The organism is Kyrpidia sp. (assembly GCF_023512215.1).
In the GTDB taxonomy this organism is placed as follows: domain Bacteria; phylum Bacillota; class Bacilli; order Kyrpidiales; family Kyrpidiaceae; genus Kyrpidia; species Kyrpidia spormannii.
Genome location: NZ_JAILZZ010000033.1, coordinates 14,143 through 34,945, shown reverse-complemented (window position 1 = coordinate 34,945; position 20,803 = coordinate 14,143). Strand labels below are relative to the sequence as shown.

Here is a 20,803-nt window from a genome sequence, read left to right as displayed (position 1 = left end):
CAACCGGGTAAGACCGGCGCCCCTGCCCCGCAAGGGACGGGTACTTGAAACAGATGTATATGTTTCAAGTAACGGTTTGTGCTAAGATGAAATTTAGCGAGTCGAACGGAAAGGATGGAGTCACGTGGGGACCCTTCACCCGGCAGACCGCATCTCGCGGTTGCCCAAACAATTTTTCGCACGCCTCACCGCCGAAGCGGCGCGCTACATGGAACAAGGATTTGATGTTATTAATCTCGGCCAGGGCAACCCCGACCTGCCAACGCCGAGCCATATCGTCGAGGCTTTGCAGCAGGCGGCAGAAGATCCCGCCACACATTGCTATCCGCCGTTTCGCGGGCTCCCGGAATTGAAACGCGCGGCCGCCAAATGGTATGCAGACCACTACGGCGTCGATCTGGATCCCGAGCGCGAGGTGGCCATCCTTCCGGGGGGCAAAACCGGGTTGGTGGAGATCAGCCCGGCTTTGCTCAACCCAGGAGATGTCTGCCTGGTCCCGGATCCGGGTTATCCGGATTATCTATCGGGGATCACCTGGGCCGGAGCAGAGATGGTCCCGATGCCCCTTCGGGCGGAGCGCCGATTCCTTCCGGATTTTGCCGAAATACCTTCCGACGTGGCCGACCGGGCCAAGTTGATGTTTTTGAATTACCCCAACAACCCCACCGGAGCGGCGGCAGACCTCGCCTTTTTCGAGACAGCAGTCCGGTTTGCCCAGCGGCACGAGATCGTGGTCTTCCAGGATTTCGCTTATGGGGCCATCGGTTTTGACGGCAAGGTGCCGCCGAGCTTTCTACAGGTTCCCGGAGCCAAAGACGTGGGGATCGAGCTCTACTCGTTCTCCAAGACCTTCAACATGGCGGGGTGGCGCCTGGCTTTCGCGGTGGGCCGGGCCGATGTCATCCAGCTCTTGGAACTGGTTCACGACCATTTTTACTGCAGCGTGTTCAGCGCCGTCCAAAGGGCGGGCATTGCGGCCTTGACGGGGCCGTTAGAGCCCGTTGAAACGATGCGCCGTACCTATGAGAATCGGCGCAATGCGTTTTGTGGAGAGTTGCGGCGCCTCGGTTATCCGGTTCAGCCCCCGGAGGGATCGTTTTTCTGCTGGCTCCCGGTCCCCCCGGGCGAGACCAGCGAAGGATTCGCCGAGCGGGTACTGGAAACCTTTCACGTCGTGGTGGCTCCTGGGGTGGGGTTCGGGCCGCACGGCGAGGGATATGTCCGGGTAGGGCTTTTGGCGCCAGAAGAGAGGCTTGTTGAGGCCGCCCGGCGATTGGCCATGGCGTATCACAACGAAAGGCCAAAGATATGAATCCACGGCTCCCGCGGTTGATCCGGTTGGCGGCCCCGCCTTGAGCCTTCGTCATGGGACAAACGAGCGGGGCCGACTTCATCATAGCCGAATCCCGGCGGCGGCTTGGAATTGCGCCGCTAGATCCAGCAGTCCGTCGTCGTCCATCGGCGAACCGACCACCTGGAGACCGACGGGCAATCCTCGGCTATCCACCCCGCAGGGCACCGACACGGCGGGAAATCCTACCACATTCCACGGCGCAGTCATGGACACCAACGCATCCCAAACAGGTACGTCATTGCCCTGGATCTGCACCTGCTCTTGGCCCACCTTGGGAACGGGGCAGGGTAAAGTCGGCATCACGAGCCCGGCGTATCTTCCCATTTTCCGGGTCCAGTCGGCGATCTTCTCCCTCCGAATCGCTTGGGCCGCCAAATAGTCCAAAGCGGAGACCTCTCGACCGGGATCGAGCCTTTCGGCAAGATCCCCTTGGAGCAGTCCCCGCCGGGGCCCCTCAAGCACCTCCCGGTGGGTGAGATACGCCTCGGGAAGGCGAACGGTAAGTTGAAGCGCTTTCCATTCGTCAAAGGGCTCCATCTCCACAGCTTCAAATCCATACCCCAAATGCCGAAAAATGCCGAGGGCATCTTCGAATATTTGAACGATTTCCGGATCTGTTCTCTCACGAATATAGTCCCAGGGCACGGCGAGCACGCGGTCGTGAGAAGCCCGCTCCCCGGGTCTGGGACGTTCAGTGCGCCCATCCGCAGCCCGAATCAGGGAATCCCCAGGATGCTCAGTCAGTACATGAAATAAGTACCGGGCATCGGAGACGGTGTGGGTGAGGACCCCCACGTGGTCGTAGGTGGTGCTGAGGGGCATCACCCCTTGGGTGGAAATTCGGTCTCTTGTCGGCTTAAAGCCGACGATCCCGCAACACGATGCCGGAATACGAACGGAACCGCCGGTATCCGTCCCCAGAGCTGCCGCAACCATCCCCGCGGCCACCGCTGCAGCCGAGCCTCCGCTTGAGCCCCCGGGAATGTAGTCGAGGTTGCGGGGATTGCGGGTGGGAGGGGTAATAACTCCGTAGGCCAACTCCTGGGTGTTGGTCTTCCCGACGATCACCGCCCCCGCCGCCCGAAGCTTTGCAACACAAAAGGCGTCTTCGTCCGCCGTCCTGTGATAGGCTCGAGAACCCCCGGTCGTCGGCATGCCAGCGACATCGATCATGTCTTTCACGCCCACGGGTATCCCGGACAGCGGGCCAGACCCGGGGGGATCCGCAATGCGATCCGCCGCCTCCGGATCCACATATAAAAACGCCTGAACTTTCGGCTCCAGAACGTTCAGTTGTTCCCGAACCCGGGTGGCCAATGCCTCCCGAGTCATCGCACCTCTTTCCAAAGCAGATAACATTTCGAGAACGGTCATATAATCTATCATAACTTTCGCCTCCTTTTTGGGGCAAACCTCTTGACGCCCTCATTCTATTAACTGTAGAATATGGGCACAAGGTGTATATGTCTCCAAAGGGGAGTAGCGGAACGGCAAAGTCGTCAGTACGGGGTTACGGCCCCCGGCTTTGCGGCAACGGTGACGTTGTGAGCGAGACCTTTACCGAAAAGCGGTAAAGGTCTTTTTTATTGAACGCGACCCTATCATGAATCTTTTTTGCCATCCGTCGCGGCGCATGCTCTTCATCCAACGAGGACAATCTCAAGATAGGAGGCGAGTGAGTTGGAATTTCTTTCAGCGGCATTTTTCTCCGCGCTTTTGGCCATTGTTATCATCGACCTGGTGCTGGCCGGCGACAACGCCGTCGTGATCGGAATGTCGGCTAGGACCCTCCCGAAGGACCTACAGAAAAAAGCGATTGTATGGGGTACCCTGATCGCTATCGCCGTTCGCATCCTCGCCACCTTCGTCGCGGTGTGGCTGCTTGAGATCCCAGGTCTTCTGCTTGCGGGGGGACTGCTCTTAATCTGGATTTCTTACAAATTGCTCGTTCAGGAAAGCAGGCCTCATGAAGAGGGCAGGTCGGAGTTAGGGAAGGTTGCCGGCACCATGGCCGTGGCGGAAGCGGCCGTCGGTCTTCGGGCAGCCATCCGGACCATCGTCGTCGCCGACGCTGCCATGGGCTTAGACAATGTCCTGGCGGTGGCTGGAGCAGCTCACGGCCATTGGATTCTCGTTTTCTTGGGCCTTTTGATCAGTATTCCTCTCGTCGTGTGGGGCAGCACCCTCATCGTGAAGCTCATGGATCGTTTCCCGTGGCTCATCTACGTGGGCGGTGGGGTCTTGGCGTGGACGGCCGGAAAAATGATCGCCGACGAACCACTGCTGCAAACGGTATTTGACAACTCTGTGCTGTACTGGACGACCATCGTCCTCGTCATCGTCGGAGTTCTCACGGCCGGTCTGCTCACGAATCAAAAAAGGCACCATGCCGCCGGGAGTTAAACCGAGGATTGAGCCGGATTGAAAACACGCACCATTCACCGGCCTGGGCCACCCTTGTGGTGGGCGGCGGACTGCCCCTCTGCAGTCCGCCGCCGGCAGGGTCAGCTTTGGCGAGATTCCCCCCGCGTATCTTCCAAAAATCCCTGTTCCCGAAGGTAATCGAACATAAAAGGCCGGCGGGGCGCCTGAAGAACTTGGGCCACGTATTCACTCCACCCGTGGGTGCGTTTCCCCTCGGTCCGAGCGCGGTAATAAGCACTCACCATCTGATCATAATCGGCAATGTGCGCATCCCGGTCCGGTTCGTATCGATCCCGGTGCAGCACAGCCTCTACGGGCAGCCGCGGCTTTTTCTCCGGTCGCTCGGCGGGATAGCCCACCGTCAGCGCAAATACCGGGTAAACGAGGCGCGGGATCTCCAACAGCCGGGTCACCTCCCGTATCTGATTGCGGATCCCCCCGACGAAACAGATTCCCAACCCCATCGATTCAGCGGCCAGGGCGGCATTCTCCGCCGCCAAGGCAGTATCCACGGTGGCCACGATAAAAAGTTCGGTGTTCGAAAGCTCAGCCGCTCTGCCCCCGGCCCCTGCGGCCTCCATCATCCGCCTCGCGTCTGCACAAAACACCAGAACCACCGAACAAGTCTCGACGTGCCGATTGCCGGACAACTCGGCCAGTTCTCGTTTTATCTCCGGGTCTCGAACGGCGATCACGGTGTAAGCCTGAACGAAGCTTGAAGTGGCCGCCGATTGCGCGCTGCGCACGATCTCCTCGATCATCTCCTCAGATACTTCGCGGGGCAAATACTCCCGTACGGACCGATGGTCTTGTATCAAACGTATCGTGTCGTTCACGACGGCCCCTCCTTCCCTTTCCATCTTACCCAGGCATCGTCCGTGGATCAACCGATCCTTGGGCGAGCGCACCTCTGCGGTGCGACTCCTTCAGGGACGAATACAGCTTCCAGATTTCGGGAATCGTAACCTTGTTGCGCATCCGGACTCCCAAAACCGGGGGCGGCGTCCCAGAGGATTCGGTCGACGTGAAGTGGGTCACGGGCACAATTTTATCCGTAGCACTGCTTTTTACGCCTGGAAAAGCACCTGGATGTCCAAACTGGTGCCGCCGATATCGCCCCGGTTGTTCATCGTGTGGGATCCAAGAGCGAGATCGCAGGGGTGAGGTTTCGACAAGTGGACCCGGCCCGCTTGACCCGGGCCGTCCAAGAGGCCCTGACCCAACGGGCGGCGTCTCGGGATCGCGTCGCTGAACAAGTGAGGGCGTTGCGCTTTCAAGCCGCGCGCAACGCCCACTGGCTCTCGTGGATTCTGCCCCCGGCGTCCCCCGTCCGAGACATCCCCGTCGAATCGGGATTCCCCGGACAAGTCCAGGACACCGGCTCCCCCTTTTCCTCCGGCGGGTGAAGGGGGAAATCCTGGCCACCCGACTCCTAATGCATCTCGACGGCAGCTCCGGAAGCCACCTCCACGGCCGGCTCTTTTTTGCACATATCATGACACTCTTTCTCCAGACTGCAGCACAGGGAACAAATCGTCGCACCGTGGAAGGGGCAGTGCGTGATATCCGCCCGCTCGTATTCGAAGGCGCAAACCCCGCACGCCAGTTCTTCTTCTCCATCCCCGTGCCGATGTCCACCAAGGCCAGCCACCCCGCTGGGTCCCTCGCCCCCGGCTGAGCCGGCGATCACGTGGATCCGACCATCTTGTGACCCGTGAGCCCCCTGAACCCACGAATTTTCCCGGGCGATGTAATATTTTCCCTTTGTGATCAAGGCGATCACCGGAGCGAGCACGATGGCCAAACCCAGGGAGACAAAGGGAGAAAAGGCCTGCATGACCGGCCCGAAGGCGCCAAAATACGCGGCTATGGACACCGCCGAGGCGATCACCATCGACCCAAAGCCCACGGGATTGAAATTGTAGAGGTGAGCCCGCTTGAACTCCACGTAGGACGGGCTAATCTTGAGCAGGCTTTTGTTAATCACCAAGTCCGCCACCACCGCTCCGATCCAGGCGACGGCGACGTTCGAATAAAACCCGAGAACTGTGTTCAAGAACCCAAAGACCCCGACCTCCATGAGCAAAAGGGCAATCCCCACGTTGAGAAACAACCACACCACCCGACCGGGGTGAAAATGAAACAGCCGCGAGAAAAAGTTCGACCAGGACAGTGACCCCGAATACGCGTTGGTCACGTTAATCTTCACCTGGGACAGCACCACGAAGAACGCGGCCAACGTCAGCGCGGCGAACCCACTGGGGATCAGTTGCTCGAAAGCCACGGTATACATGTGAATCGGCTCGTTCGCCAATTGCAACCCCACCGTCGGGGCAATGTACGAAGCGAGAAACGACCCGCCGAGCTGCTTGAGGGCCCCGAGAATCACCCACCCCGGGCCGGCCAGCACCACCGCCCACCACCATTTAACCCGGTTAGCCGGGGTTTTGTCGGGCATAAAGCGCAGGTAGTCCACCTGCTCGCCGATCTGGGCGATGAGCGACAGGACCACCCCGGCCGCGAGCCCGAAAGCGAGGCCGGAAAAGCCCGCCCCGGACGGCGAGTGCCCCCCAAAGGTGGTCCAGGCCGCGAGGCTCCCGGGATCTTTCGCGAAAATCACCACAAAGGGAAGAACCATGAGAATCAGCCAAATCGGCTGGGTCCACATCTGCAGCTTCGACAGGAAGGTCATCCCGTAGATCACCATGGGGATGATTACCAAGGCGCACAGGAGGTAGGCCAAGCCGAGGGACATGCCGAAATACAGATTCAGGGCCTGGGCCATGACGGACCCTTCCAGCGAAAAATAGATAAACGTAAATGAGGCATAGATGAGCGAGGTCAGTGTGGACCCGAGATAGCCAAAACCCGCGCCCCGGGTAAGCAGGTCCATGTCGATGTTATATTTGGCGGCATAATAGGCGATGGGAAGGCCTGTCAGAAAAATCACCGCCGCCGCTACGAGGATGGCCCAGAGGGCGTTGGTGAACCCGTAAGAGATGGCCACCGACCCCCCGATGGCGAAATCGGCCATGTAGGCGATACCACCGATGGCCGAGCTGAACACGGCGAACTCGCTCCACTTTCTGAAAGACTTCGGGGCATACCTCAACGCGTAGTCTTCAAGAATCGGGTTGTTGACCCAGCGGTGGAAGGTGCGTTTCGGCCGCGCCTTCGGAGCACCCGGGGAAACGGGAGAATGGGAGTTCATCACGACAGGCCTCCTTTCAGGGATCTCAGAGAAATCGGCGGGCGGCCGGCGGATCTCCCGCCGGGCGCCGCCGGGGGTGTATTGGGGCACTAGCGCCAGGGGAAGCCGGGGCCCGGCCCCCGCCGGGTGGCGCCTGATCTCCTATTGGTCACGTCAGACCAGGCCCGGCCCGGACGGGGTGGGCTTCGCCCCTGGTGGTCATCCCCCACGGGCGGCACCGAGGCGTGATGCGCCCCTAGGTGGGTGGGCGTCCCGGCGGGGCGGCCAGGTGGGAGTCACAGCTGGCGCAAGCCGCCCAGCTAAGGCGGTCTCCCCGTTCCTCGAAGGCCAGCGACCGCCCTCCCTAACAAAGGGGGACGCACTAGCCAACCGGCTCCTTCGTGAACGTGTCCCCGGGTTGGACGGTGCTCCCGGTTTCCCGGTCAGCGAACGAGTCCCCCGCCCCGCCCTCTAGCGACGGCGTACAATCGCCCCCGCATCCGCAGGGCGAGGCGGAGACGGGGATCCCTGGAACAGGGCATTCCGGCGTTCCCGGGGTGCTCCGGGTGATCGCCTCGGACCGGCGCCGGGCTTCTTCCGGGTCCATCACCCAAGTTCGGTAAAACTCGTATGGGCACTCGGCTACACCGGCCTCGCCCTCCCCTGAACGCAGGATGCCCGTGTACCCCCGGTGCAAAAGCTTATAGAGATGATTCTGGGACTGGGCGTTTCGTCGGAAATCCCGAATCTGAGACAGGGAAAGTTCCGCGTATTGGAAGCCGTTTTCCTCGGTCCCGCACTCCCCAAGGGTGCGCCCGTCGAACCCGATGATGGCGGAGTGGCCAAAATACGAGTACACGCCGTCGAACCCGCTGGCGTTGGCGACGGCGACGTACACATTGTTCGCCCAGGCCATGGCCTTGGCCATGATCACCTGCTGGTCCTTGGCGGGGTACATGTAGCCTTGACAGCGGACGATCAGTTCGGCCCCTTTCATGGCACAATCCCGCCACACCTCGGGGTAGTTCCCGTCGTCGCACACGATCAGGCTGATCCGCAAGCCCTTCGGCCCTTCGGAGACGTGGGTCCCGCTCCCGGGGTACCAGGGCTCAATGGGCACCCAGGGCATGATTTTGCGGTATTTTTGGACGATCTCACCCCGGGGATTCATGAGGATGAGGGTGTTGTAGGGGAGTTTGTTCGGATGGTCTTCGTGCCGCTCTCCTGTGATGGAAAAAACGCCCCACACACCGGCCCGGCGGCAGGCCGTGGCAAAAATCTCCGTTTCTTCACCGGGAACCTGAGCGGCCAAAGCCATCATTTCGTCGGGGTCGTACAGGATTCCCTGGGTGCTGTACTCGGGAAAAATCACCAAATCCATGCCAGGCAATCCTTGTTTTAAGCCGATGACCATATCGCCTATCCGCCGGGCATTGTCCAGGATCTCCGCCTTGGTGTGCAGTCGGGGCATCTTATAGTTGACGACCGCCACCCCAACGGTGTCATGACTGCTGGATATATCCCCGTGTCGCACGTTCCTTCACTCCTTTCTTGTTGCGATTTTGTAAGCATTTACGACATATAAAGTGTTATGGGTGACAATTTCATCCTATGTGTTAATTTATATAACCTATATGTTCATTCTAGCGATCAAATCTTTTGTCATCAACCCGCATTTTCAGGGATTAACCGCGTTTATGATAAGAAATCTACCGTTAATGCGTCATCTCTCGTTTTCTTGAGGGAATTTTCAATATATGTTTGTCCCCACGAATTGTCCGACGCCGACAGTGTCCGATGCGCGGTTCACGAACGAAATCCTCCAAGTGGATCAGGCGTTTCGCAAACAAACGGGGAAAGAAATGCCCTACCTTGGGCCCCCGGGTGGGGAGTTCAGTGAACGCACGCTGAAACTGGCCGAAACTCTGGGATATCGCAGCGTTTTCTGGAGTTTTGCCTATAGAGACTGGGTTCCCGGGGATCAGAAAGGGTCAGAATACGCATACAATCGGGTCATGATGGAGTGCAAAACGGAGCGCTGCTTCTTCTCCACGCGGTTTCCAAAGATAACGCCGAGTCGCTGTGGCGGATCTTAACCGACCTGAAGGCCCAGGGTACACCTTCGGCACCCTGGATGATTTGTAACTTTGTGAGTCCCCGGCCGGCTCCCTCGGCCGGTTCGGGCCGCAATCGGCCGGACACCTCCCCCCCGCCCTTAATCCGAAGGGGGAGTGCCCGCATCATCCGGTAAACTCGGGTATTCCCGGAATTGCACGTGCCGAAATACGTGCCGATTTTCTACCCCGCCGTCCGGCCGAGGCACTGAAATGTATTCCCGCCGGGTGGTGGCATAGAGCGGGATCCGCCCGTGCCGCCGACACCACGCCACCGCCAGCAAAATGGCGCCGGGTTCGCCGTGCACAAGCACGAGGTCACCCGGCACCGTCTCCTGTTCGATCCAGTTCCAGATCGGGTCCAGCCAATCCGCAGGAAAAGGCCCCTCAGGGGGAATCTGGGACCACCGCTCCTGCAGCTCCGCGGGTAGGGCCGCAAACCGCCCCACCCTCCATCGTTCCCGGGCCTCCTCCTCCTGCTCCGACATCAGGCTGTGCGAAAAGAGCAAAACCATGGTTCTCACCGACAATACCCCCCCACTCCTCATCCGAAAGGACTGATCGCCTCCCGAATCACCCGCATCATTTGTAGATTCGGATAATCCACTTGTCGCAAACGCTCTGCCGCCCGGTCCGCGTCATAGGGCACCCGCTCCAGGGTCACCCGAAACCGCCCGGCCTCCACCTCGAGCAGGGCGTAAGACGGCTGGGGCAGGCCGTCGAAGGGCAGGCCGACACTACCGGTGTTCACCACACATTTTCCCCGGAGATAGCGCACATAGGGCAGGTGAATATGCCCGTACACATAGACGTCCACCGCCGGTTTGACCATCAACCGCCCCTCTAATACTTCAGCGGAGGCATCCGGCAACACTGCGGTGAACAAATTGGTGGGCGTGGCGTGAAAGGCGTGAATCCGCACCCCTTCGAAATCCCAAAAGATGTCCTCCGGAAGTTCCTCCAGGTATCGCACTTGGTCTGCCGTCAGCCGGCCGGCGGTCCACTCCTGCTCCCGGCGCATAATCTCCAAAAACGGGTCCGGCACCTCGCCGGCCTCCACGCCCCGTACCGTCCACAGGTCGGCATTGCCTTGAATCACCTCGGCGCCGGCCGCCGCCAACTCCCGCACCTTCTCCACCGCCCGGGTGGGCTCCGCGCCGCGATAGGCGATATCCCCCAGCACCGCGATACGGTCGACACCCCGCTTCCGCACATCCGCCAACACCGCATCAAGAGCCTCGACATTGCCGTGAATGTCCGACAAAAACGCCACCCGCATGGTCAAAGCCTCCTCCCGCAGTCGGACAATGCTTCCAGCATCACACCACAATAAACATTTATTAATTCCAATCTATGTTAGGTATTGTACCCGAAGACCTTGTCAATATCCTTTAAATTTGGATATAGACTTAGTAACTCAGGTGTAATGTGACATACATAGTTCTCAAATGGAGGTTGAAGAACAGAGCGGGTGATGAGAATAGCTAGGAAGTATTGAAGTAAAGAAATACTTCTCGGTATACGGTCTATCGATGAACTCCTGAGCTCCTCCTCGATGATTCGAAGTGCTCTAGTGACGTTAACTGTCGTTGAAGAACTCTTCAGTAATGCATATAAATTATCACTAAACCTCGACAGATCCCGAGGCAATAATTCTTCGGGCAGAAGTCGTTCCTCAAAAAAACCTAAAGTGGCATCTGATATTTTTTTCTTCTTCTCCAAATCCGGCCACCGACTCTCCGAGACCTTCTGCAACACCTGGTCGTATGCCAGAATCAAGGCGTCCAATTGTTCAACAGTCGCTTTAAGTTGACTTGCCAATCTTAAACGTTTCCAGTCAATTTCATGTGTTTTATAGGCAAGTGAATGGGTGGCCATTGACCATGCATGTTCAAAGGCTGTCCGCACTTGCACTTCGAATTGTACGTCAAACACGCTTTTTTCGCCTTCCATATTGGACATACCCACTTCAGGAGATTTTAGACGTGCATAGATGCGAGTTGAATCAAATCTAAAAACATCCGGGGCCTTCAACGCATCACCTAATTTTTTAACTCTTATAACATCAAAAACAGAACAACAAAAATCGATTACTCTCGGTTCCTCGACCAAAGTCGGAACAATGACTGTACAGGCAAACAGATCGTCCAATTCCGACCAGGACCCGAACCGTCCCGTCTCTATCTTTTCGGCTAAAGAGTCTACCGTTTTCCTCCTTGATGAAAATGCGAATCCATGGGCTTGGCAAAAATTAAGGACAGTATCCACAACAATTTTTTCAACATATGCAACATAAGGCTTCCACTCTTCATATTTTTGCAACAACTTAAGGGGGATAATCACGGAAAACACCTCATGCTGTACTTTTCAAGGAGAATTTACCTGCGATTACATCTTTAATAATGTCAATACGAGCTCTTCTAGGACCTGCGTCGTTCGATGCAGACCTCGCAGCCTCATGATAAGCCTTTGCGAGATTATATTGCTCCCGTTTAGCCGATTCTTCCACCACCTGTAAGAATGTCTGCAGCCGTTGGGCGACATCGCCCAATTCCGGCATTTGTTGAGACTGCAAGAGCTCGTGAACTGCTCCAAACAACGAATAGAAGTCAGTTTGGTTTTTTATTCGACTCCTTGCAAGATTTGGATCACCTGTATTAACTTGTAGTAACTCGGCTAGGAAACGTATTGTGTTCTTAAATGCGTCTATCGTTTCCTCCTTTAAATCCCAAGACTGATCTCGATCACTAAAAGCCTTATCGAGATCATCTTGCGAGTATGATTTTGGCCCTTCTTCAATTAACAAAAGAAGTTGTGCAACAAGCTCGACATCTTTCATTTGTTTTCTTGATCTTTGAGCTATAGACGGAAAATTGGGGGGTAGTACACCAGCCATCCACTCCGTAAGAGACTCAGCCTCAGATATGAAAACGCCATCAAACCTGGCGTGTCGTAGCTCTTGCGGACTTAACTTTGCCACATTGCGGTTAATCCGGTCGAAAATATTGTTTATAATCTTCTCATCGGAGGACGGTAGGTACTCTACTGAAAACTGATAACTCCAGAATTTCGTCTTAACCTCCGGATCCAGGTCCTTAAAATATTTCCCTCTAAACTGTGCGACTGTCGCATTCTCGGAAACAATGAACTCATTATTGGCAAACTCAAACAGGGTAGATAAACGTTGTTTCCCGTCAACTACACTGTACCTCGATAAGCCTTCAGGAGTAATTTCCTGATACAGAAAGATCGCTGGTGCAGGAAATCCATTCAGAACCGTGTCAATAAAGTAATCTTTATATTCCTGGTTCCATACACTTCGCCTCTGGTACGGGGGGTCCAAATCAAGCAACTGTCGCTTGTGTAGATCCCAAAACCAAGATATCGTCTGAAAATTGGCCTGCCTAATCATGATACCACCTCAGTCATCGTTCTCTGTTAAGGAATATAGCATAGTATCCCGCATAAGAACTACGTGTCATCGGCTCAATTTCATCATTTCTCGGGCAACCTCAGGCATTGCTGGTTCGAATATACCATGTCGGAATAACACTTAGGCGCCTTTTGTAGGACACCCGCCACAGCGACCGCAGCCCGTCCACAAGAATGATAACTGGCTCGAGGGACGTTGATGCCCCGTGGCTATGGACCCCACTCAGGATATTTCGAGGATGGTATCATACGCCCTATGTGCCTGCTGCTTCGCTTAACCCCCGACGGGCGAGCTCATTCCAATACACGCACAGCGTTTGAATCCCTTTCTTAAAATTCTCCAGATCAAAATGCTCGTTCGGCGCGTGGTTATTTTCGGTCGGTAAACTGAACCCCATCATCACCGCGGTCAATCCGAGAATGCGATGAAAATCCTCCACAATGGGAATGGATCCGCCCAATCGGGTGAACACCGGCCCTGTGCCGTACACCGCCTCGTACGCCGGGATCGCCGCCTGAATGCCCGGATGATCCAGGGGTGCCACGTAGGGCCGGCCGCCGTCGAACCGCCGCACCTCCACCCGAACGCCCGCCGGCGCGTGCCGGGACACGTGAGCCGCGATGAGATCCATGATTTCGCCAGGCTCCTGATCCGGAACCAGCCGACAGGTGATCTTCGCGTGGGCCTCGGCGGGGATCACCGTTTTCGTCCCCTCCCCCTGAAATCCGCCATAGATCCCGTTGATCTCCAGGGTCGGTCGGGCGGTGGTCCGCTCGACATAGTTATAGCCCGCCTCCCCAACCAGGGCCGTCAGGCCAAGGTCCCGGGCCAACGCCTCCTCGTCGAAGCCGAGTTCCCGGATCGCCTCCCGCTCCTCGGGTGTCAACTCCCGCACCCGATCGTAGAACCCCTCGACCCGCACCCGGCCATCGGGCCCGTGCATGGACGCCAGGATTTCCACCAGGGCGTGGATGGGGTTGGGTACGCCGCCTCCGTAGATGCCGGAATGCAGGTCTCCCTTCGCACCGTATACATCCACCTGCAGAGCAGCCATCCCCCTGAGCCCGTAACAGATCGCCGGACGCCCGGGGGCCAGCATGGAGGTATCGGAAATCACCAGCACATCCGCTTGGAAAAGATCCCGATTCGCCTCCAGACACCCCGGCAGACTCCCGCTGCCCACCTCTTCCTCGCCTTCAAAGCAGAATTTTACGTTCAACGGAAGTTCTCCGACAGTCTTTAGCCACGCTTCGACCGCCTTCACGTGCATGAAAACCTGGCCCTTGTCATCGCTCGTACCCCGGCCGTAAATTTTCCCATCCCGCACCTCGGGTTCAAAGGGCGGCGACTGCCAAAGGTTCAAAGGATCCACGGGCTGGACGTCATAATGGCCATAAATCAGCGCTGTCGGAGCTCCAGGTTTGCCCATCCACTCTCCATATACCACGGGATTCCCCGCCGTTTCCACCAGCCGCGCCCCCTGCGCCCCCGCCCGGGTCAGCGCATCCACCAACCAGCGGGCCGCCGCCAGGACATCCCCCTTGTGCTCGGACAGGGCACTGATGCTCGGAATGCGAATAAAATCCTTGAGCTCCTCTAAAAATCTTTCATTTTCTGCCTCGGCATATCGGATTGCGGCGTCAATTCCATTGTTCACGATCTGTTCCCCTTTCGTTCACAAATATGGCCCAGAACGTCCCTGTCTTCCCCCCGGGATTTCTGTTAAACTTCTGTAAGAGACTGACAAAAGGAGGGGTCTACTTATGAAGAAACTTCTCGCTGTCCTCGCGGCAGGCGCTTTGTTAGTGGCGGGTTGCGGCGCTGCATCTTCCCCGTCCTCTTCGGGCTCGGGTTCCTCCAGTGCCTCGACGTCCAACACCTCCAACCAAAGCGGGTCGTCCTCTTCCTCGTCTTCATCTTCGGGTTCTGGCGGCGGCAGTGCGGACGCGACAGCCTTGTACCAACAGAATTGCCAGGCGTGTCACGGCGCCAACCTCGAAGGAGGAGTCGGACCCGCGCTGGACAAGGTGGGCGCCAAACTGTCCGAAGACCAGATTCAAAAGCAGATCGAGAATGGCGGCACCACCATGCCCGGATTCAAGAGCAGCATGAAGGAGGACGACATCAAAGCCCTCGCCACTTGGCTTGCCGCCAAGAAGTGAGAACGACTCCCAATCTTGAGAAAACCTCCAAGCCGGTTGCCTCGGACAGCCGGCTTGCCGTTTTCTTGCAACCCTTCATCTCAGTCGCCGGGCAGTTGTTCCTGTTGCCCGGCGATCCGGCTCGGATGCTGCCTCACTGCATTTGCTATTGCCATCCTATATAGTACCACGCCGTGCCACTTTATTCCCGCCAGGTGGTCGTTCCCGCCAAAATGAAAAAGCCCGGTCCCGGAACCATGGCCCGGGTCGAGCTTTTGAACAACCATCCTTGAACGCGACATACGGGTTATTCCATTATCAACACCCCGAGAGAGGGGCTTAGAAAGGCCGATTGCCCGCCATGCCCCAGCTTCTCTTCTCCCAGGGCTCTACTGCCCGGCCGCCTGGGCTCCGGCCGAGGGCTGCTCGGGAAGAGGCTTTGGCAATGCCTGAGGAGCGGGCTGAATCTCCTCGATGATCCGGGCCCGGAGCAATAGAGGTTTGGACGGATCGCCATTTCCGGCGGGCTGGGGCAGGGCAATATCCGCATTCGCGCTGGGCGGCGTGCTCACCGAAGCGCCGCCTCCCGCCGTTGCTGCACCCTGGCTTGGTGCGGACATCTCCGGCGGCGCGGCGGGAGTCAGAAACGGTACGCTATCCGAGGGCGAACTCTGTGTAGCCACACCGGCCTTCGGGGCCCCTCCGGGTCCAGCAGCGGGAGATTTTGAAGCCGCCGGGCCGCCTTTCTGACCCGGAACCTCGGGCACCACTCCGTAGATCACGACCCGCTCCCCGACGAACAGTTCACCTTGTCCAATCGGCTGCCCGAAGGAAGTCTGAAACTCCGCCGTTGACGTATCCACGCGATATGTAGGCCCAAGCATAATGTATAGTGTGCATACTTTTCCCGGCGGGCACGTCGGACGCCAATCATCGGCCTTGACCGTCGCCCACCCGGGTTGTACCTCGGTGACCTGCCCTTGAATCACCACATCCCGCCAAACCGGGTCCACCGGCGCCTGCGCCCCGGAGCCCACCGCCGGGCCCGCCGTCAACCCCGGTACGGCCCCAACAAATGAAGCCATCAAAGCCCCCGCCGCCATCGCGGTTTTCACCTGAATCCCCTCCCGGTCTCTCGACCTTCCGGTCTACTCATCCTAATAGACGGGCGAGACGGCCGCTTTGTTCCCGGCGGGCAAACCAGCCCATTTCAGAGTGGAGACCCATGCGGGCACCCAGGCGGGGGACCCCTTGACACCGTCATTTTTAGTGTATATAGTGTGTATGAACACTTATTACATGTCTCATCCTGAGAGGCCATGATGAACCTCCTGTTATCCAACACTTCGAAGGAACCGATTTATGAACAGATCAAGCGGCAGATCAAGGAGGCCGTTCTCCGGGGGGAGCTGCGGGAAGGGGATCTGCTCCCTTCCATTCGACAGCTGGCCCGGGATTTGCGCATCAGCGTCATCACCACGAAGCGCGCCTACGATGAGTTGGAAAAAGAGGGGCTGGTCGTGTCCGTGGTGGGCAAGGGCTCTTTCATCGCCGGTCACAATCCGTCGTTCTTAAAAGAGCAGCGGCTCAAGGCCATCGAGGAACAACTAGTCCGGGTGGTGAAGGAGTGCCGGGCCCTGGGCCTCGGACTGGAGGACATCAAAACCATGATCGAGATTCTGTACGGGGAGGAGCGCTGATGGAAGACGTGGTGACTTTGGAGGGAGTGAGCAAGACATTCCGGGGCTTTCGCTTGGAGGATGTGACCTTTTCGATCAAGAAAGGGTTTATCACTGGCTTCATCGGGCCCAATGGCTCCGGCAAGACGACGACGATTAAGCTGATCATGGACCTGTTGCACCCGGATGCGGGCACGGTCCGGCTGTTCGGGCACAGTGATCCCCGCAGCCGTCAAAAGGCCAAAGACCGCATCGGCTTCGTGTACGCCGAACCGCCCTTTTACGACGAGTTGACCGTCGACCAAACGAAAACGGTCGTGGCCTCTTTTTATTCGCGCTGGGACGAGAGACTCTATCGGCACTACCGCAATCAGTTTGAACTTCCCGGAGATCGCAAGATCAAAGCCCTCTCCACGGGTATGAAAATGAAATTGTCCATCGCCCTGGCCCTTTCTCACCACGCCGAACTGATTCTCCTGGACGAACCGACCTCCGGGCTCGATCCCATCGTGCGCCGGGAGATTCTGGATGTGCTCGCCGAGCTGATCCAGGACGAAGGCAAGGCCATCTTTTTCTCCACCCATATCACCACGGACCTCGAGCGGATCGCGGACTACATGATTTTCATCCACCGCGGCCGGATCCTGTACAACGGGGAAAAAGACCGCCTGCTGGAGCAGTATCGACTGGTGAAGGGGCCCAGGGAGATCTTGAACCCCGAGACCAGGGAAAAGCTCATCGGGATTCGGGAAACCGGGGTGGGATTCGAGGCGTTGGCCCCGAACGATGCGTTGCCGGCGCTGGGGAGTCGAGTGCTGGCCGAGCCGCCATCATTGGAGGATATCATGCTTTATACGGTGAAGGGGGAGCCCCATGCGTAGTCTTTTCATCAAGGACTGGATCGTATATCGGAAGCCCCTGGTGGTCCATGCCCTATTGCTCGTGGTGATCAGTACCGTCCTCCGGAACCCCACAGCTTCAAGCATCATGATCGCCATGTGGACCGTGATCATCCTGTCACAAGCGATTCAAATTGATTTTCGAGGTGAAAGTGACATACTGGTGAACAGTCTACCGGTATCCCGGAGTGCCATCGTCAGGGCCCGCTACTTGGAGATGGTTTTCATCGGCCCCGCCATGTTCTTTCTCGTAGAACTGGTTTCGGCCGTCCTCCGTTCTTTGAACCTCTTCGAATTTCCAGCCATGGGATGGACTCATCTGGGTGGCGTTCTCTCCGTGTCCATTCTGTGGTCGGCCCTCATCCTGCCCTTATATTATGGGTTAGGACCCGTATTCGTACGATACCTTGGTGTCGTGATTTTTGTAATCAGTGCCGGTATCGGGGCCGTGGCAGGTGCCGTGCACAGTTGGGTGAAACATGACAACTCGGAATGGATTGTGGCAATCTGGACTTGGATCCAAAATCTCGTGGCTGGCGACGGGTTGGCTTGGGTCTGGTTGTTGCTCGGTACAGCATCGATTTATGTGGCGTCACTGATGTTCTCGGTTCGCCTGTATCAAAGAAGAGAGTTCTGAATCCGGACCGCACCCGGGTGGGCTTCGCTAGATCTGCCGGGGCGGCGCTGTTTTGGGGGGAAGGGAACGGTGGTGAGCAGCGTGGGTAGGGCGGGAGTCCTGGGCGGGAACAGTACGCCGCGGCCCGGGCGAGGAACACAACAGCGGCACCCGACCCCATTCCCACCCAGTCCTTGCCGGCGTCGCACATCAAAAGATCAACGGATCCTCAAAATTCGTCACGGAACTCCGGCCCAGTTGCAGGATGTTTCGCGGTCGCTGTTCCCCCAAACAGTAAATCCGTATGTTGTCCTCGGATTTGTCCATAATGCGACTCAACGTGCGCACGAGGCCGGCGTACCGCACCTCATCCAATGTACACTCGAAGACCGATTTTTGCACCCTCTGCCCCACGCGTTGGCAAGCCTGGGCCACCCGGCGCAGGCGCTTTTGGCCCGCCTGCGTATCTGTGCAGATATCGTAGGCCACCAGGATGAACATGGCGATCCCCTTTCAACGATAAAAAAATGGAACGTACACAGCATCGCTGCGGATAGCCCGGGCCAAAAGCCGGGCCTGGAGATATGGTAACATTCCGAACGTGATCGGTCTCTTGAAAAGCGGGTGCCGACACGCATCTTGCTTCCGCCTTTGATATGCGTCAAGAACCGTTTTCCGCCCGCCTTCATTTAACAGCACAGCCCCACCCGGCACAGCATCAAAATCCTGCTGTCGGAGTTGTCGCCGATTGATCAGGGTGATGGCCGTTCGGTCGGCCAGAATCGGCCGCAACTCTTCCATCAGATCCAAGGCCAGAGCAGGCCTCCCCGGACGCAGAGCATGCAAATAGCCGATTTGTGGATCCAGGCCCGCGGCCTCGACGGCAGATGTACAGTCGTTACCGAGCAACGAGTATAAAAAAGAGAGAACTGCATTGACCGGGTCCCGAGGAGGTCGGCGATTCCTTCCCGTGAACCGCCACGTCCCGTCGCCCCGCAGCAGATTGGAAAATTGGCCAAAATATCGTTTTGCGTTGATTCCTTCCATACCACGTAGGGCATCCAAATCACAAACCTGCGGCAAGCGGCGCAAATCCCTGGAGATTTCTCCGGCGGTCTGCTGGAGCTCACTGCACACCGTCTCCTCCGAAACGTCCCGGGCCGCCCGAAGCAGCACCTGCCGGCTATTGTGCATTTTCCCGGCGAGAATAGCCTGAACAATCGGGACCGCCTTGGCCGGCTCACGAAACAGACGGTGCTGGGCAACGCGCAGCAATACATTGCCCGATTGACGGCCCTCAATGCGGTACAGGAACCGGCCCCGGGAGTTCAGGACCGCCACGGACCGCCCGTCCGCGGCGCATCTGGCGAGCAACGGACTTGTCAGTGATACACGCCCCAATACGACGATGCCCTGAAGATGATGCAGGGGGATGCGCAAGCTCCTCTCTTGCCCGGTCTCCGCGCTTGAACTGCGGTTCTGATCCCCCTTCCAGGTAACCACCACATTATCGTGGTCCAAGCGCAGGATCGCCCCCTCTGTTTGCACGTACAGCGTGTTCATCGCCTCCTGAATCATGTTTCAACCTCCCCCCACATCGCATGAAGTTCTCCCGGATAACCCCCCTTTTTTCCGTCAGTCGCGCGTTCCTTCTCGCTGCCTCTCTTCCACCACCTGTTGCACCAAAGGCCAGTCGGACCAATGATCCGGCAGATGCCCATCCGTCGCATCGGGGAGACAGATTGGCTCCAGGGAACACCGATTGCACCGCTTGTCGTTAACCGCTGGCGGCAGAACGCCGCGATGATTCACCCCGCGGATCTCAGCGACAATTTCCAAAACCAGTTGGCGCAGCCTATCGTCAAGGAGCACTTCCCGTCGATGTCGGGACTGCACATGATAAATCGCTCCCTTTGGCACGGCCACGCCAAACATTTCTTCTAAACACAACGCTTGTCCACATAACTGTAACTCATCGTGGATCGACGCCTTCATCCTGCCGAACTTGAACTCAACCGGGAAAGGAATGCCGCCTCGAATTTCCACCCGATCGCACTTACCAACCAGACCATACCGATCGGACCACACGGCCAGACCCGTCAACACCCGTATACCGTCTTGGGATTGCGCCCCTTCTTCATCAACCCGCTCATGCACCCATCTCCCCTTGGCCGTATAAATATTCTCCGCCCACGCCTGCTCGATATGGATCAACGCATACTGCCGCGGACAATAGCTGTAATGTTGAATCGCAGACAGGGGAACGCAATCCTCATCCGCCCACTCGATCTCTTCCCGCCCCACCGTCGAATCGCCGGGATCGCTCATGCGCCACCCTCCGCCCGTCGTTCTCACAAGGACATCGAAATATCTTCACGTTATCTATCATTGTACACAGAATTTCGATGGGTTAGACGTGCGGCTGATGATTTCAAACAAGAAGTTTGCGTTGTTGACCGAGGAAACCGCCGGAGCTTAATAAAGCCTCATCAAGACATGGAAGGCTTTAAATGATCATGGCATTGTTCCACAGATGTTCACACTGAGGGGCTCGCCGAAGGACCGACCACCGAGGCAACAATGGGGCCGCAGGGTCAATCCGCGGATCTACCATCCTCAAACTCCGGCGTAAGTCTTCCTCGGTTGTGGAAGCTTCAATGGGGCCGCGGAGTCACTCCGCGGATCTACCTCGGTCGATCAAGCGCAGGACGCTGGATGGCCGTCGCTTCAATGGAGCCGCGAAGTTACTCCGCGGATCTACTCCGACCGCCAATGCGTCCACATACGGATTGCCATGATGCTTCAATGGGGCCGCGGAGTCACTCCGCGGATCTACGTGGGACATCGTGGAACACCTGGAAGGATACGATGATGCTTCAATGGGGCCGCGGAATCACTCCGCGGATCTACGTGTTTCGACGACAGGACAATTCCGAATCGACAAAAATGGGCT

Annotated in this window: 21 protein-coding genes and 1 CRISPR repeat array (1 of these 22 cut by a window edge); of the genes, 8 read left to right on the top strand and 13 right to left on the bottom strand. The window is 57.5% G+C overall.

The window, feature by feature from the left end; genetic code table 11:
- Nucleotides 1-124: 124 nt before the first annotated feature.
- A complete protein-coding gene (locus K6T64_RS11550; protein WP_288010291.1) occupies nt 125-1,312 on the top strand; it encodes a pyridoxal phosphate-dependent aminotransferase in 1,188 nt (395 codons plus the stop codon).
- 81 nt (nt 1,313-1,393) lie between these two features.
- On the opposite strand, the gene K6T64_RS11545 is transcribed toward K6T64_RS11550, so the two are convergent.
- Nucleotides 1,394-2,740 (bottom strand): amidase, encoded by a 1,347-nt coding sequence (locus K6T64_RS11545; protein ID WP_288010289.1) that lies wholly within the window; start codon nt 2,738-2,740, stop codon nt 1,394-1,396.
- 294 nt (nt 2,741-3,034) lie between these two features.
- Here K6T64_RS11545 and K6T64_RS11540 point away from each other — a divergent pair, with 294 nt between their 5' ends.
- Nucleotides 3,035-3,757, top strand: a complete 723-nt coding sequence (locus K6T64_RS11540) for a TerC family protein (RefSeq protein ID WP_100668618.1) — start codon at nt 3,035-3,037, stop codon at nt 3,755-3,757.
- Between the two features lie 101 nt (nt 3,758-3,858).
- On the opposite strand, the gene nfsA is transcribed toward K6T64_RS11540, so the two are convergent.
- Nucleotides 3,859-4,614 (bottom strand): oxygen-insensitive NADPH nitroreductase, encoded by a 756-nt coding sequence (gene nfsA / locus K6T64_RS11535; RefSeq protein WP_288010286.1) that lies wholly within the window; start codon nt 4,612-4,614, stop codon nt 3,859-3,861.
- Nucleotides 4,615-4,938: 324 nt separating this feature from the next.
- On the opposite strand from nfsA, the gene K6T64_RS11530 reads away from it, so the two are divergent.
- Nucleotides 4,939-5,184 (top strand): hypothetical protein, encoded by a 246-nt coding sequence (locus K6T64_RS11530; protein WP_288010284.1) that lies wholly within the window; start codon nt 4,939-4,941, stop codon nt 5,182-5,184.
- 26 nt (nt 5,185-5,210) lie between these two features.
- On the opposite strand, the gene K6T64_RS11525 is transcribed toward K6T64_RS11530, so the two are convergent.
- Together K6T64_RS11525 and K6T64_RS11520 are read right to left on the bottom strand one after the other, a co-directional pair.
- On the bottom strand, nt 5,211-6,989 hold the full coding sequence (locus tag K6T64_RS11525) for a purine-cytosine permease family protein (RefSeq protein WP_100668620.1): 1,779 nt from the start codon (nt 6,987-6,989) through the stop codon (nt 5,211-5,213).
- A 361-nt stretch (nt 6,990-7,350) separates the two neighbouring features.
- Nucleotides 7,351-8,502, bottom strand: coding sequence for an aliphatic amidase (locus K6T64_RS11520; RefSeq protein WP_170099777.1), 1,152 nt, complete (start codon nt 8,500-8,502; stop codon nt 7,351-7,353).
- Nucleotides 8,503-8,725: 223 nt separating this feature from the next.
- Here K6T64_RS11520 and K6T64_RS16875 point away from each other — a divergent pair, with 223 nt between their 5' ends.
- Nucleotides 8,726-9,064 carry a polysaccharide deacetylase family protein gene (locus K6T64_RS16875; protein WP_353737814.1) on the top strand — a complete coding sequence of 113 codons (339 nt, stop codon included), beginning with the start codon at nt 8,726-8,728 and terminating at the stop codon, nt 9,062-9,064.
- A 119-nt stretch (nt 9,065-9,183) separates the two neighbouring features.
- Here K6T64_RS16875 and csx20 read toward each other — a convergent pair whose 3' ends face one another.
- The 5 genes from csx20 to K6T64_RS11495 all read right to left on the bottom strand — a co-directional run bounded on the left by csx20 (nt 9,184) and on the right by K6T64_RS11495 (nt 14,172).
- The gene (gene csx20 / locus K6T64_RS11515; protein WP_288010292.1) at nt 9,184-9,597 is read right to left on the bottom strand and encodes a CRISPR-associated protein Csx20; all 414 of its coding nucleotides are present in this window, start codon (nt 9,595-9,597) and stop codon (nt 9,184-9,186) included.
- Nucleotides 9,598-9,626: 29 nt separating this feature from the next.
- Nucleotides 9,627-10,361, bottom strand: coding sequence for a metallophosphoesterase family protein (locus tag K6T64_RS11510; RefSeq protein ID WP_170086358.1), 735 nt, complete (start codon nt 10,359-10,361; stop codon nt 9,627-9,629).
- 77 nt (nt 10,362-10,438) lie between these two features.
- On the bottom strand, nt 10,439-11,425 hold the full coding sequence (locus tag K6T64_RS11505; protein WP_170099778.1) for a nucleotidyltransferase family protein: 987 nt from the start codon (nt 11,423-11,425) through the stop codon (nt 10,439-10,441).
- A gap of 10 nt (nt 11,426-11,435) precedes the next feature.
- Nucleotides 11,436-12,494 carry a DUF262 domain-containing protein gene (locus tag K6T64_RS11500; RefSeq protein WP_288010280.1) on the bottom strand — a complete coding sequence of 353 codons (1,059 nt, stop codon included), beginning with the start codon at nt 12,492-12,494 and terminating at the stop codon, nt 11,436-11,438.
- A gap of 274 nt (nt 12,495-12,768) precedes the next feature.
- The gene (locus tag K6T64_RS11495; protein WP_288010279.1) at nt 12,769-14,172 is read right to left on the bottom strand and encodes a dipeptidase; all 1,404 of its coding nucleotides are present in this window, start codon (nt 14,170-14,172) and stop codon (nt 12,769-12,771) included.
- Between the two features lie 106 nt (nt 14,173-14,278).
- Here K6T64_RS11495 and K6T64_RS11490 point away from each other — a divergent pair, with 106 nt between their 5' ends.
- A complete protein-coding gene (locus K6T64_RS11490; RefSeq protein ID WP_288010277.1) occupies nt 14,279-14,677 on the top strand; it encodes a c-type cytochrome in 399 nt (132 codons plus the stop codon).
- Between the two features lie 368 nt (nt 14,678-15,045).
- Here K6T64_RS11490 and K6T64_RS11485 read toward each other — a convergent pair whose 3' ends face one another.
- Entirely contained in the window at nt 15,046-15,771 is a 726-nt protein-coding gene (locus tag K6T64_RS11485) for a hypothetical protein (RefSeq protein WP_288010275.1), read from the bottom strand.
- Between the two features lie 207 nt (nt 15,772-15,978).
- Here K6T64_RS11485 and K6T64_RS11480 point away from each other — a divergent pair, with 207 nt between their 5' ends.
- The 3 genes from K6T64_RS11480 to K6T64_RS11470 are packed head-to-tail and all read left to right on the top strand — an operon-like array spanning nt 15,979 to nt 17,871.
- Entirely contained in the window at nt 15,979-16,356 is a 378-nt protein-coding gene (locus K6T64_RS11480) for a GntR family transcriptional regulator (protein ID WP_288010274.1), read from the top strand.
- Nucleotides 16,356-17,216: an ABC transporter ATP-binding protein gene (locus K6T64_RS11475; protein WP_288010273.1), complete on the top strand. Its 861-nt coding sequence runs from the start codon at nt 16,356-16,358 to the stop codon at nt 17,214-17,216. Before K6T64_RS11480 ends, K6T64_RS11475 begins: the two co-directional genes overlap by 1 nt.
- Nucleotides 17,209-17,871 carry an ABC-2 transporter permease gene (locus K6T64_RS11470; RefSeq protein WP_288010271.1) on the top strand — a complete coding sequence of 221 codons (663 nt, stop codon included), beginning with the start codon at nt 17,209-17,211 and terminating at the stop codon, nt 17,869-17,871. Before K6T64_RS11475 ends, K6T64_RS11470 begins: the two co-directional genes overlap by 8 nt.
- Before the next feature lie 189 nt (nt 17,872-18,060).
- Here the strand turns inward: K6T64_RS11470 and cas2 are convergent, their stop codons facing one another.
- From cas2 to cas4, 3 genes are read right to left on the bottom strand one after another with little or no spacing between them, the layout of a single operon-like run.
- Nucleotides 18,061-18,351, bottom strand: coding sequence for a CRISPR-associated endonuclease Cas2 (gene cas2, locus K6T64_RS11465; protein WP_288010269.1), 291 nt, complete (start codon nt 18,349-18,351; stop codon nt 18,061-18,063).
- A 12-nt stretch (nt 18,352-18,363) separates the two neighbouring features.
- Nucleotides 18,364-19,428, bottom strand: coding sequence for a type I-C CRISPR-associated endonuclease Cas1c (gene cas1c, locus K6T64_RS11460; protein WP_288010267.1), 1,065 nt, complete (start codon nt 19,426-19,428; stop codon nt 18,364-18,366).
- 57 nt (nt 19,429-19,485) lie between these two features.
- The gene (cas4, locus tag K6T64_RS11455; protein ID WP_288010265.1) at nt 19,486-20,178 is read right to left on the bottom strand and encodes a CRISPR-associated protein Cas4; all 693 of its coding nucleotides are present in this window, start codon (nt 20,176-20,178) and stop codon (nt 19,486-19,488) included.
- Nucleotides 20,179-20,424: 246 nt separating this feature from the next.
- A CRISPR array of direct repeats spans nt 20,425-20,803; the repeat unit is 37 nt; unit sequence GCTTCAATGGGGCCGCGGAGTCACTCCGCGGATCTAC (it continues 763 nt past the right edge of the window).